This is a genomic window from Kitasatospora sp. NPDC091335, from assembly GCF_044757205.1.
Taxonomy (GTDB): Bacteria; Actinomycetota; Actinomycetes; order Streptomycetales; family Streptomycetaceae; genus Kitasatospora.
The window spans coordinates 1-12900 of sequence record NZ_JBIVUM010000022.1 but is presented as its reverse complement, the minus strand read 5'-3'; the positions used below and the strand labels follow the sequence as shown (position 1 = coordinate 12900).

The window sequence follows — 12900 nt, the reverse complement described above, 5'->3', positions numbered from 1 at the left end:
GCCGGGGGTAGGTTCGGGGTGTGACGACGAATGTTCCGGGCGCGAAGTTGATCTTGCTGACCACCACCCACCGGGTGGCTCCCGGCCTGCTGGCGTGGCCGGCCTGGGAGGCACTGCGGTCGGCGGGGCGGGTGCTGGTGGGGGACGAGGGGCACCCGCAGGTGGCCGCGGTGCGGCAGGCCGGGGTGACGGTGGAGGTGGTGGAGCCAGGGTCGGCGCCCGGGCTGGCGCGGCTGCTGACCGGGCAGCCCGACGGGGCCGGGCCGACGGTGTGGCTGGGCGGCCCGGACGGCGATCCGGGGCTGACCGACGCGCTGGCGCGCCTCGCGGTGGAGCACGCGGGCGAGGTGCCCGAGATCGAGGTGCTGCCCGGCTCGTACGACCTGCCCGGGTCCCGGCTGCTCGACCTGGTGACGGTGATGGACCGGCTGCGCTCCCCGGGCGGCTGCCCCTGGGACGCCGAGCAGACGCACGAGAGCCTGGTGAAGTACCTGGTCGAGGAGGCGTACGAGCTGGTCGAGGCGATCGAGGAGGGGGACCGGGAGACGCTGCGCGAGGAGCTGGGCGACGTCCTGCTCCAGGTGTTCTTCCACGCCCGGATCGCCGAGGAGCACCCGACCGGGCCGTTCACGATCGACGACGTGGCCGGCGACATCGTCGACAAGCTGGTGTACCGGCACCCGCACGTGTTCGGGGACGTCGAGGCCGAGGGCGCCGCCGAGGTGGAGGCGAACTGGGAGCAGCTGAAGGCGGCCGAGAAGGCGGACCGCGAGTCCGTGCTGGACGGGGTGCCGGCCGGGCTGCCCGCGCTGGCGTACGCGGCGAAGCTGGTGTCCCGGGTGCGCCGGGCGGGCTTCACGGAGGTGCCGGACGAGTCGTACGAGCTGCCGGCCGAGCTGACCGCGGACTCGGCGGGCCGGCTGCTGCTCGCGGTGGCGCAGCGGGCGCACGACGCCGGGGTGGACGTGGACGCCGCGCTGCGGTCGGCCGCGCGCGGGTACCGGGAGGCGGTGCGCGCGGCCGAGGGCCTCAAGCCGGAGTGACGGTGCCGGCCTCAGGCCGCGGTGGCGGCGCTCGCCGGGCGCCGCTGCGGCGGGACGAGTTCGCCGATGGCCTCGCCGACGAGGACGACGAGTTCGGCGAGGCGCTCCAGGTCGAGGTGGGCGGGCAGGTCGGCGAGCGAGACGATTCGCTCGCCGCCGGGGCCGGCCACGGCGAACAGGTCGATCGGCCCGAGGTGCTTCTCGGCGGTGTCCACGAGGGCGGCGACGTCGCTGGGGCGGCGGATGTCGCCGCAGACGCCGACGACGGGGCAGCCGGGCCGGTCGAGTTCGGCGGCGAGGTCCTCGGCGATGCCGACGTGCTGGTCCGCGATCAGCATTCCGGCGGTGCCGGCCGCGGCGAACCGACGGGCGAGGCCCGCGCCCGACCCGCCGTCGAGGACCGCGATGACGATGACTGACCCGCTGATCCGCATGGCCTGCTCCTCCCTGTGGGCGACACCGCACCGGCGCCCACGCGTATTGCGGAGGATCGTAGGCACGTCCTGACCCTCCGCAACAGTGGTTACCCCTCAGGTGACCAGGCTCACGCCCACGCTCCGGACAAGAGCTGTCCAAGAGCCGTCCACGGAGGGTCGGCACCCCGGGCCGGCACCCCGGCGGCGCACCGTCCGCGGGCAGGCGCGCGCCGTCGGGGAGGGGCGTGCCCGGCGCACCGGATACGGTCGGTCCATGCCAGCTCAGCCCGACCCCGCCAGGCCCGCCGCCGCGCCGTCCGACGCCACCGGCCCCCAGCTGTTCACCTGGGAGTTCGCCTCCGATCCGTACCCCGCCTACGCCTGGCTGCGGGAGCACGCCCCGGTGCACCGCACCACGCTGCCGAGCGGCGTGGAGGCCTGGCTGGTGACGCGGTACGCGGACGCCAGGCAGGCGCTAGCGGACGGCCGGCTGTCGAAGAACCCGGCGCACCACAGCGGGCAGGCGCACCGCACCGGCCGGGTGGGCATCCCGGGGGAGCGGCAGGCGGACCTGATGACCCACCTGCTGAACATCGACCCGCCGGACCACACCCGGCTGCGCCGACTGGTGTCGAAGGCGTTCACCCCGCGCCGGGTGGCCGAGTTCGAGCCGCGGGTGCGGCAGCTCACCGACCGGCTGATCGACGGCTTCGCGCGGCGCGGTTCGGCGGACCTGATCCACGAGTTCGCCTTCCCGCTCCCCATCTACGCGATCTGCGACATGCTGGGCGTGCCGGCCGAGGACCAGGACGACTTCCGCGACTGGGCCGGAATGATGGTGCGCCACACGAAGCCGGGCCAGGGCGGCGGTCAGCGCGGCGGCGTGGGCCGGGCGGTGAAGCGGATCCGGGCGTACCTGCTGGAGCTGATCCACCGCAAGCGCGCGGACCTCGGGGACGACCTGATCTCGGGCCTGATCCGGGCGAGCGACCACGGTGAGCACCTGACCGAGAACGAGGCCGCGGCGATGGCCTTCATCCTCCTCTTCGCCGGCTTCGAGACGACCGTGAACCTGATCGGCAACGGGACCTACGCGCTGCTGCGCAACCCCGGGCAGCGCCGGCTGCTGCAGGAGTCGGTGGCGCGCGGGGAGAGCGCGCTGCTGGACACCGCGATCGAGGAACTCCTGCGCTACGACGGGCCGGTGGAGATGGCGACCTGGCGGTTCGCGACGCAGCCGCTGACCGTCGGCGGGGTGGACATCCCGGTCGGTGACCCGGTGCTGGTGGTGCTGGCCGCGGCGGACCGCGACCCGGCCAGGTTCGCGGACGAGAACACCCTCGACCTGGCCCGGACGGACAATCCCCACCTGGGTTTCGGGCACGGCATCCACTACTGCATCGGCGCCCCGCTCGCGCGGCTGGAGGGGCGCGCCGCACTGGCCACCCTGCTTTCCCGGCTGCCCGATCTGCGGCTCGCGGAAAGCCCGGAGAATCTGCGGTGGCGAGGTGGCCTGATCATGCGTGGGCTGCGCGAACTCCCGGTGGAATTCAGTCCGGAGAGCCGCTCCCCGCACGCCCCTCCGCACGCCCCCGCCGAGCCGCCGATGCCCTGAGGTCACGCTGACGGGACGTCGTCGATCGCCCTCAGCGGTGGTGTGAACAGCCATCAATCAGGACATATCGCCGCCGTTGGTAGGCGGTCGGACACGCGCCGTAATTTATGTGTGATATCGGCGATATGAGCTTGTGATTGGTCTGATGATCTGTCTACTCTCCCTGGAGTTCGCAGCTGCGGACCTCGTACGCGGAACGCCGAATCCTGCCCGCCGCGTCACGGGAAACCGACCAGAACCCTGGGCAGGGGCGGGGGAACCAGGTTTGTTGCCGTCCCCACGGCTTGGGGTGAAGCCGCCCGAGCGGGATCTCTCCGCACACGGCGGCCGGGCCACCTCCCGGTCCGAACCCGACAGCTCACCTCGCAGGCGTACGGAGAGGGACCTCTTCATGCTGCTCGTTGGAACTGGCCGTCACCGTCGTCGCACCCAGGCCGAGAAGGCCATCGCCGTCGCCGGTGTGGCCGGCGTCGGACTCGCGATGCCGCTCCTCACCGCCACCGGCGCCTCCGCCGCACCGGTCTCCACCTGGGACGCGGTCGCGCAGTGCGAGAGCGGCGGCAACTGGAGCATCAACACCGGCAACGGCTTCTACGGCGGCCTCCAGTTCACCTCCAGCACCTGGAAGGCGTACGGCGGCAACGCCTACGCGGCGCAGGCCAACCAGGCCAGCAAGGCCCAGCAGATATCGGTCGCCGAGAAGGTCCTCGCCTCGCAGGGCCCGGGTGCCTGGCCGGTCTGCTCCCAGAAGGCCGGTCTGACCAAGGGCGGCGCCCCGGCCGCGGTCGACACCTCCTCGGACGCCAAGCAGCAGCAGGCTCCCAAGCCGCAGGCCCCGAAGCAGCAGGCCCCGAAGCACGCCAAGCCGGCCGAGAAGCCGGCCGCCCAGCAGCAGGCCGCACCGAAGCCCGCCGCGAAGCCGGTCCAGCAGGCCGCCCCGCAGCAGCAGGCGCAGCCGCAGGCCCAGGGCTTCTCCGGCAAGGCCGGCTGGGACGCCGACGCGAAGGTGTACTGGTACCAGAACAACGGCGGCTGGTACTGGACCAGCCACCAGAGCGTCTACCAGCAGTACGCCGGCCAGACCGCCGCCCAGCCGCAGGCCGCCCCGCGGGCCGCCCAGCCGGCCGCGCAGGCCGCGGGCCACGACTACACCGTCCGCGCCGGTGACACCCTGTCGACCATCGCCTCCGCCCAGGGCGTGTCCGGCGGCTGGAGCGCGCTGTACGAGCAGAACCACGCCACCGTCGGCGGCAACCCGAACCTGATCATGCCCGGCCAGGTGCTGCACCTCGGCTGAGCCGCCACGCCCGACGCGCGGAGGGGACCGGTCCTACCGGTCCCCTTCGTCCGTATTCGCCCGCTCCAGGGGGACAAGCTGGGACAAGCAGGTGAACTACCGGCGGGTAGGAGGGCCACACGCTGAGACGGAACCCAGGTCGACGTGGTCCCGGGAGCCCGGGCGGTTAGGCTCTGGTCGTAAACGACTCCGCAATCGTCCTGCTGACAGCACCCCCCGTCAGACCGGACCCTGCTTCCGCAAGGAGATGCCTCGTGCCGTCCATCGATGTCGTCGTAGCCCGTGAGATCCTCGACTCCCGCGGCAACCCCACGGTCGAGGTCGAGGTCGGCCTCGACGACGGCAGCACGGGTCGTGCCGCTGTTCCGTCGGGTGCCTCCACCGGTGCCTTCGAGGCGCTGGAGCTGCGCGACGGTGACAAGAACCGCTACTTCGGCAAGGGCGTGGAGAAGGCCGTCCTGGCCGTCATCGAGCAGATCGGCCCGGAGCTGGTCGGCTACGACGCCACCGAGCAGCGCCTGATCGACCAGGCCATGCTGGACCTGGACGCCACCCCGGACAAGTCCTCGCTCGGCGCCAACGCCATCCTGGGCGTCTCGCTGGCCGTCGCCCACGCCGCCTCCGAGGCGAGCGACCTGCCGCTGTTCCGCTACCTGGGCGGCCCGAACGCGCACGTCCTGCCGGTCCCGATGATGAACATCCTCAACGGCGGCTCGCACGCGGACTCCAACGTCGACATCCAGGAGTTCATGATCGCCCCGATCGGCGCGGAGTCCTTCTCCGAGGCCGTCCGCTGGGGCGTCGAGGTCTACCACACCCTCAAGGGCGTGCTGAAGGAGCGCGGCCTGTCCACCGGCCTCGGCGACGAGGGCGGCTTCGCGCCGAACCTGGACAGCAACCGCGAGGCCCTGGACCTCATCACCGAGGCCATCCAGAAGGCCGGCTACGTGCCCGGCCGCGACATCGCGCTGGCCCTGGACGTCGCCGCCTCCGAGTTCTACGAGGACGGCGCCTACCAGTTCGAGGGCAAGGCCCTCTCGGCGGCCGAGCTCATCGAGTACTACGCCGGGCTGGTCGCCGCCTACCCGCTGGTCTCCATCGAGGACCCGCTGGACGAGTCGGACTGGGACGGCTGGAAGGCCATGACCGTCAAGCTGGGCGACAAGGTCCAGCTGGTCGGCGACGACCTGTTCGTCACCAACCCGCAGCGCCTGGCCCGCGGCATCGAGACCGGCACCGCCAACGCGCTGCTGGTGAAGGTGAACCAGATCGGCTCGCTGACCGAGACCCTGGACGCCGTCGAGCTGGCCCAGCGCAACGGCTACCGCTGCATGATGTCGCACCGCTCCGGTGAGACCGAGGACGTCACCATCGCCGACCTGGCCGTCGCCACCAACTGCGGCCAGATCAAGACCGGTGCCCCGGCCCGCTCCGAGCGCGTCGCCAAGTACAACCAGCTGCTGCGCATCGAGGAGATCCTCGACGACGCCGCCGAGTACGCCGGCCGCGGCGCCTTCCCGCGGTTCCGCTCCGCGGAGTAATCAGGCACAGCCGCTCCGCGGAGTAATCAGGCACAGCCGCGCTGCGGAGCAATCAAGCAGTCGGCACGGCGAGCACGAGGGCCGTGCGCTCCCGGTAGCGCACGCCTGACCGGTGCCCCGCCGTTCACCCCGTAGGGTGGACGGCGGGGCACCGTCGCGACCAGGAGGGGATACGGGAGATGGCTGGCTGGAGGATCCCGGGCTTGGCGGCCCGGCCCCGGTTCACGAGCCGGGCGACCGTCCTCGTCCTGGTGCTCTGCTCGCTGGTGGCGATCCTCGCCTACCCGACGCGGCAGTTCATCTCCCAGCGCGCCGAGATCTCCGCCCAGCGGGCGAAGGCCGACCACGCCCGCCAGCAGGTCGAGCAGCTGCGCCGGGAGAAGGCCCGCTGGCAGGACCCGGAGTACGTCAAGGCGCAGGCCCGCGCCCGGCTGCACTACGCGGTGCCGGGGGAGACCCCGTACATCGCGGTGGATCCGGCCGGCCAGGGCGCCCCGCACTCCTCCTCCACGGTCGGCGCGGCGGCTTCCCCGAACGCAGTTCCCGGAAGCACCGCGGCCGGCCGGGCGAACGCCGCCAAGCCCTGGTACGCCGGCATCTGGGACTCGGTGGACGCCGCCGACACCGCCGCGGCGCCCCACGCCACCCCCGTTCCGCTCCCACCGTCCCCCGTTGGAGACACCTCCCCCCATGACCACTGAGAACCACCCCGCCGTCTCCGACGCCGACGTCGCGGCCATCGCCGCCCAGCTCGGCCGGGTACCGCGCGGCCTGCGCGGCGTGGCCCACCGCTGCCCCTGCGGCAACCCGGACGTCGTGGAGACGGCCCCCCGGCTGCCGGACGGCACTCCGTTCCCCACGCTCTACTACCTGACCTGCCCCAAGGCCGCCTCGCTGATCGGCACCCTGGAGGCGGAGGGCGTGATGAAGGAGCAGACCGCCAGGCTCGCCGAGGACCCGGAGCTGGCCGCGGCCTACCAGAAGGCGCACGAGGACTACATCGCCCGGCGCGACGCGATCGAGGTGCTGGAGGGCTTCCCGAGCGCCGGCGGCATGCCGGACCGGGTGAAGTGCCTGCACGTGCTGGTCGGCCACTCGCTGGCGGCCGGTGAGGGCGTCAATCCGCTCGGCGACGAGGCGATCGGCATGCTGGAGGACTGGTGGGCCAAGGGCCCGTGCGTGTCCCCGGCCGAGGCCCAGGCCGCCGGTGAGCGGGTCGCCCGCAACCGCGCCAAGGAGCAGGACCACGACGCGGTGATCGCGGCCAAGCAGCAGAAGACCGCCGAGCGCGCCGCGAAGCGCGCCGCCGGGGAGGCCGGGGCGGAGCAGGAGTCCGAGTGAGCACGACCCGCGTGGCCGCGATCGACTGCGGCACCAACTCGATCCGTCTGCTGGTCGCCGACCTCGACCCGGCGACCGGGGAGATCGCCGACCTCGACCGCCGGATGATCGTCAACCGGCTCGGCCAGGGCGTGGACCAGACCGGCCGGCTGCACCCGGACGCGCTGGCCCGCACCTTCGCGGCCTGCCGGGAGTACCAGGAGATCATCTCCGGCTTCGGCGTCGGCCCCGAGCGCCTGCGCTTCGTCGCCACCAGCGCCTCCCGGGACGCCGAGAACAGCGACGAGTACGTCAAGGGCGTGCGCGACATCCTGGGCGTCGAGCCCGAGGTGGTGAGCGGCGAGGAGGAGGCCCACCTCTCCTTCGTGGGCGCCACCAAGGAGCTGGCCGGCGGTCAGTTCCCCGCTCCCTACCTGGTGTTCGACCTGGGCGGCGGCTCCACCGAGTTCGTGCTCGGCGCGGACGACGTGCGGGCGGCGCGCTCGGTGAACATCGGCTGCGTGCGGCTCACCGAGCGGTACTTCGGCGACGCCGAGCTGCCCTCCGCGGAGCAGATCGCGGCCGCGCGGGAGCACGTGCGCGCCGAGCTGGACCGGGCCGAGGAGGTCGTCCCGCTGACCGGGGCGGCCACCCTGGTGGGCCTGGCCGGGACGGTCACCACGGTCTCCGCGATCGCCCAGGACCTGCCCGGCTACGACTCGGCGGCGATCCACCACTCCAGGATCAGCCGGGAGCGGGTCGCCGGGATCACCCGGGAGCTGCTCGCCGCCACCCACGCCGAGCGGGCGGCCATCCCGTCGATGCACCCGGGCCGGGTGGACGTGATCGCGGCCGGGGCGCTGGAGCTGCTGGAGATCATGGAGCGCACCGGCGCCGCCGAGGTGGTCGTGAGCGAGCACGACATCCTGGACGGAATCGCCTGGGGCATTGCCTCCTGACCCCTTTCGGGGATGACCCGAACCGGCCCCGGCACCCCTTTCGGGGGGCCGGGGCCGGGGCGCGCCCGGGTGGGGGCGGAAAAGTTCGTGAATTTCTTCACATGGCGATCCGGTCATTCGTCGTACAGGTCGGCCCGCTACGTCCGAAATGTGGGACCGAAGGCCTGGTGGCGGGCCGGCCCATGGGATCGCAGGTCAGGCCTCGCCCGAGGTTTGAAAATCGAAATCACGTGCGGGAACCCGGGCGTTGTGCGGATCGTTGCTGCTCAGGCCGGTAGTGCTCCGGCGCGTGTTCGCGCGGGGCCGCCCAGGGGTGCGGGTTCCCGTGCCGGGCCCGATTTTGTGGCCGCGCAGTGTAGCACGGGGGGTCCGTCAACTTGTGACCGGGCTCACGAAGGCTGCTCCGGACGGTGCTGGATACTTTCGGATATGAGCACCACGGAGCGTCCTCGCATCCTCATTGTCGGCGGTGGTTACGTCGGCCTGTATGCCGCGATGCGCATCCTCAAGAAGATGCGCTACGGCGAAGCGACCGTCACGGTCGTCGACCCGCGGTCGTACATGACGTACCTGCCCTTCCTCCCCGAGGCGGCCGGCGGCAACGTCGCGCCCCGCAACCTCGTCGCGCCGCTGCGCAGCGCCCTCAAGCAGGCGGAGGTGCTGACCGGGTCCGTCACCGGCGTCGACCACGCCCGCAAGGTCGCCACCATCCAGCCCGCGGCCGGCGACAGCTACGAGCTGCCCTTCGAGTACCTGGTCGTCGCGACCGGCTCGGTCTCCCGCACCTTCCCGATCCCGGGTCTGGCGGAGAACGGCATCGGCATGAAGACGGTCGAGGAGGCCATCGGCCTCCGCAACCACGTCATGGCCCAGCTCGACAAGGCCGAGTCCACCACGGACGAGGACATCCGCCGCAAGGCGCTGACCTTCGTGGTGATCGGTGGCGGCTTCGCCGGCATCGAGACGGTCGCCGAGATCGAGGACATGGCCCGCGACGCGGCCAAGCTGTACAAGACCGTCAGCCGCGACGACATGCGCTTCGTCGTCGTCGAGGCGGCCAACCGCATCCTCCCCGAGATGGGCCCAGACCTCGGTCTGTGGACCAAGGAGAAGCTCGAGGAGCGGAACATCGAGGTCTACATCGAGACCTCCATGGACTCCTGCGTCGACGGCCACGTCGTGCTGAAGAACGGCATGGAGGCGGACGCCTCCACCATCGTGTGGACGGCCGGCGTGAAGCCGAACCCGGTGCTGTCCGAGTTCGGTCTGCCGCTGGGCCCGCGCGGCCACGTCGACACCGCGCCGACCCTCCAGGTCCAGGGCTTCGACTACGTCTGGGCCGCCGGCGACAACGCCCAGGTGCCTGACCTCGCCGCCGGCGAGGGCGCCTGGTGCCCGCCGAACGCGCAGCACGCCTGCCGCCAGGCCGTCGTCCTCGGCGACAACGTGATCTCCGGCATGCGCGGCTTCCCGCAGAAGGAGTACAAGCACAAGAACCTCGGTGCGGTCGCCGGTCTCGGCCTGCACAAGGGCGTGGCGATCCTCTTCGGCAAGTACAAGCTGAAGGGCCGTCCGGCCTGGTGGTTCCACCGCCTGTACCACGGCGCGATGGTGCCGACCTTCAACCGCAAGGTGCGGGTCTTCACCGACTGGACCCTCGCGATGTTCCTCAAGCGCGAGATGGTCGGCCTGGCCCAGATGGAGAAGCCGCAGCTGCCGATCCAGGAGGTCACTCCGCCCACCAAGCCCGTCGAGGCCGCCAAGCCGGCCGCCGACAAGGAACTCGCGAGCAAGTAGGCGGCTGAGACCCCGGTGTGGGAGCACCGGGGTATGAGTCGGAGGCCCTCCGCCCGGCAGCGTTGCCGGACCACGACCTCCGTGGTGCTCAGCCGGCCGTGCGACCGGGCGGAGTACAGAAGTAGAAGGTCCCCTGCCGAAACCCTCCGGCAGGGGACCTCTCTCGTTCCGGGACCGGTCGGCCGGTCCCGGAACGTCGGTCAGTCGGTCTTGATGCTCTCCAGGATGTCCAGCTTGGACGCCCGGCGGGCCGGCCAGATCGCGGCCACCAGGCCGACCACCCCGGCCAGCGCCAGGAACAGCGCCAGCTGGCCGAACGGCAGGACCGTGGTCAGGCCGGAGAGGCTGGACTTCAGGGTGCCGTTGATCGCCCAGGCGATGAAGCAGCCGAGCAGCAGGCCGATGCCGGCGCCGAACAGCGAGATCACCACGGACTCCAGACGGACCATCCGCTTGATGCCGCCGCGGTCCAGGCCGATCGCCCGCAGCATCCCGATCTCGCGCTTGCGCTCGAAGACCGACATCGCCAGCGTGTTGACCACGCCCAGGATCGCGATCAGGACCGCCATCCCCAGCAGGCCGTACATCAGGTTCAGCGCGAAGGTGATGGTCTGGCTGAACTCGTCCCTGACGTCCTGCTTGGAGTTCACCTCGATCACCGGGTTGGCGCCGGTGGCGTCCTTGATGGCCTGCTTGAGGCCGTCGGTGGCACCGTTCTTGCCCTTGACCAGGACGTCGGAGATGTACGGCTTGGGCTCGTGCTTGACGACCTCGCTGCTGGCCAGCAGGACCGGGCCGAGCATGCCGCCGGTCTTGTACACGCCGCCCACGGTGAGCTGCCCGGTGGACTCGTCAGGGAAGGACACCTTCAGCACCGAGCCGGCGGCGATGCCCAGCTTCTTGGCGACGTCCTCGTCGACCAGCAGCTGGCCCTTGCCGAAGCCCGCGGCGGAGCCGCTGGTCAGCTCGACGTCGGAGAGCTGCTCCAGGACGGCGGCGTCCACGCCGCTGACCGCCTTGGTGGTGCCGTTGAGCTCCCAGTACGAGGTGGTCCTCGCCGAGGAGGCGGCCACCCCCGGGGCCTTGGCGATCTGCGCGGGCACCTGCTCGGACAGGCTCATGCCGTTGGCGGCCCCGACGATGAAGTCGGCCTTCATCGAGCTGGTGACGGCCCGGTCGATGGTGTCGGACACCGAGGCGCCGATCACGGTGAGCCCGGTGACCAGGGTCAGACCGATGGTCAGTGCGGCCGCGGTGGCCGCGGTGCGGCGCGGGTTGCGCACCGCGTTCTGCTGGGCGAGCTTGCCCGGCATTCCGCCGAGGCCGCGCAGCAGCGGGCCGACCAGCGCGACCACCGGGCGGGAGAGCAGCGGCAGCAGGACGAACACGCCGATCAGGGCCAGGAAGGCGCCCAGGCCGACCGGCATCCGGCCGCTGTCGTCGCCGGTGGAGGCGCCGTAGCCGATCAGGGCGAGACCGCCGCCGGCGAGCACCGAGCCGATCGTGTTGCGGACCACCAGGCTCTTCTGGGAGACCGGCTGGTCGCCGCTGCTCATCGCGGCCACCGGGGCGATCCGGGAGGCGCGCATGGCGGGCAGCAGGGCCGACATGACCGTCACCACGACACCGACCAGGACCGTCACCGCGACGGTGAGCGGCTTGATCACCAGCGAGCTGCTCGGCATGTTCTCGTCCATCGCGCCGATCAGCGACTGCATCCCGGCGCCGATCCCGATGCCGGCCAGCAGACCGGCCACGGCGGAGACGGTGCCGATCAGCAGGGCCTCGATCAGGACGGACCGGGTGACCTGCTTGCGGCTGGCGCCGATGGCGCGCATCAGGGCCAGTTCCTTGGTGCGCTGGGCGACCAGCATGGTGAAGGTGTTGGCGATGATGAAGATGCCGACGAAGAGCGAGATGAAGGCGAAGACCAGGAGCATCGTGCGCATGTTGCTGGTGCCCTTGGTGATCATCTCCTGCTCGTCGGCGTTCAGCTTGGCGCCGGTCTCGGCCTCGAACCGGTCGTCGGCGGGCACCTTGGGCCGGGCCTCGGCGAGCAGCGCGTCCTGGCTGGTGCCGGGCTTGGCGGTGAGCACGATGCTGCTGTAGCGGCCGGGCTCCAGCAGGGTCTGCTGGGCGGTGGCCCGGTCGAACAGGGTGAGCGTGCCGCCGGTGTTCACCACCGGGTCGTCGGTGGTGAAGACGCCGGTGAGCTTCGCCTCGACGACCGGGCCGTTGGCGGCGACCCTGACGGTGTCGCCGACCTTGTAGCCCGCCTTGTCGGCGGTCTTGCGGTCGAGCGCGACCTCCTTGGCGTTCTTCGGCCCCTGGCCCTCGGCCATCGGGTAGCGCGGGTCCCTGCCGTCCTGGCCCGGCGCGAAGTTGGCGCCCTTGGCGGCCCAGACCTGGCCGATCAGGTTGCCCTTCTTGTCGGCCACGCCGGTGAAGCCGCTGACCACGCCGCGGGCGGCGGCGGTGCCCGGCAGGGCGGCCAGCTGCTGGACGGTGGCGTCGGTGAGGGCGGCCGAGCCGGCCTCGCTCTTCTGCCGGGCGGAGGCGTTGGAGCCGGCCGCGCGGTCCACCACCTGGACCGAGATGTCCGTGTAGCTCTTGGAGTTGCTGTCCCGCATGGCCTTGCCGAAGGTGTCGGAGAAGACCATGGTGCCCGCCACGAAGGCGGTGCCCAGCATGACGGCCAGTGCCGTCATCAGCAGTCGGCCCTTGTGGGCCAGCACGTTGCGCAGTGCGGTGCGATACATGGGGTGTCCTGGGAAGGGTCGGAGAGCGGGCTGCCGGGCCCTGGCTGGTGCTGGCTCTAGCTGGTGCGGCCCTTGGCGTCGAAGCGGCGCATGCGGTCCAGGACGGTGTCGGCGGTGGGGTGGTGGAGTTCGTCGACGATGCGGCCGTCGGCG

At 71.7% G+C, this 12900-nt stretch carries 10 protein-coding genes, 1 pseudogene and 1 riboswitch; of the genes and pseudogenes, 8 read left to right on the top strand and 3 right to left on the bottom strand.

What is annotated here, in order from left to right; genetic code table 11:
- Window positions 1-20: 20 nt before the first annotated feature.
- Window positions 21-1043 carry a MazG family protein gene (locus tag ACIQOW_RS33895; protein ID WP_401091496.1) on the top strand — a complete coding sequence of 341 codons (1023 nt, stop codon included), beginning with the start codon at window positions 21-23 and terminating at the stop codon, window positions 1041-1043.
- 11 nt (window positions 1044-1054) lie between these two features.
- Here the strand turns inward: ACIQOW_RS33895 and ACIQOW_RS33890 are convergent, their stop codons facing one another.
- Window positions 1055-1477 (bottom strand): SDR family NAD(P)-dependent oxidoreductase, encoded by a 423-nt coding sequence (locus ACIQOW_RS33890; RefSeq protein WP_188301758.1) that lies wholly within the window; start codon window positions 1475-1477, stop codon window positions 1055-1057.
- 256 nt (window positions 1478-1733) lie between these two features.
- On the opposite strand from ACIQOW_RS33890, the gene ACIQOW_RS33885 reads away from it, so the two are divergent.
- The 7 genes from ACIQOW_RS33885 (at window position 1734) to ACIQOW_RS33855 (ending at window position 9988) form a co-directional block, all read left to right on the top strand.
- Complete coding sequence (locus tag ACIQOW_RS33885; protein ID WP_401091494.1) at window positions 1734-3074, top strand: cytochrome P450; 1341 nt, start codon at window positions 1734-1736, stop codon at window positions 3072-3074.
- Window positions 3075-3294: 220 nt separating this feature from the next.
- A riboswitch (cyclic di-AMP (ydaO/yuaA leader) is annotated at window positions 3295-3460 on the top strand.
- Window positions 3461-3465: 5 nt separating this feature from the next.
- Entirely contained in the window at window positions 3466-4371 is a 906-nt protein-coding gene (locus ACIQOW_RS33880) for a transglycosylase family protein (RefSeq protein WP_401091493.1), read from the top strand.
- A gap of 254 nt (window positions 4372-4625) precedes the next feature.
- Complete coding sequence (gene eno, locus ACIQOW_RS33875; protein WP_401091491.1) at window positions 4626-5912, top strand: phosphopyruvate hydratase; 1287 nt, start codon at window positions 4626-4628, stop codon at window positions 5910-5912.
- A gap of 203 nt (window positions 5913-6115) precedes the next feature.
- On the top strand, window positions 6116-6613 hold the full coding sequence (locus ACIQOW_RS33870; protein ID WP_401091489.1) for a septum formation initiator family protein: 498 nt from the start codon (window positions 6116-6118) through the stop codon (window positions 6611-6613).
- Window positions 6585-7253, top strand: a complete 669-nt coding sequence (locus tag ACIQOW_RS33865; RefSeq protein WP_401091487.1) for a DUF501 domain-containing protein — start codon at window positions 6585-6587, stop codon at window positions 7251-7253. Before ACIQOW_RS33870 ends, ACIQOW_RS33865 begins: the two co-directional genes overlap by 29 nt.
- Window positions 7250-8191, top strand: a complete 942-nt coding sequence (locus ACIQOW_RS33860; protein WP_401091485.1) for an exopolyphosphatase — start codon at window positions 7250-7252, stop codon at window positions 8189-8191. Before ACIQOW_RS33865 ends, ACIQOW_RS33860 begins: the two co-directional genes overlap by 4 nt.
- 429 nt (window positions 8192-8620) lie before the next feature.
- Window positions 8621-9988: an NAD(P)/FAD-dependent oxidoreductase gene (locus ACIQOW_RS33855; protein ID WP_401091483.1), complete on the top strand. Its 1368-nt coding sequence runs from the start codon at window positions 8621-8623 to the stop codon at window positions 9986-9988.
- 200 nt (window positions 9989-10188) lie between these two features.
- On the opposite strand, the gene ACIQOW_RS33850 is transcribed toward ACIQOW_RS33855, so the two are convergent.
- On the bottom strand, window positions 10189-12747 hold the full coding sequence (locus ACIQOW_RS33850; protein ID WP_401091481.1) for an ABC transporter permease: 2559 nt from the start codon (window positions 12745-12747) through the stop codon (window positions 10189-10191).
- A 56-nt stretch (window positions 12748-12803) separates the two neighbouring features.
- Window positions 12804-12900 (bottom strand): annotated as a pseudogene (locus tag ACIQOW_RS33845) (ABC transporter ATP-binding protein); the annotation flags it as partial.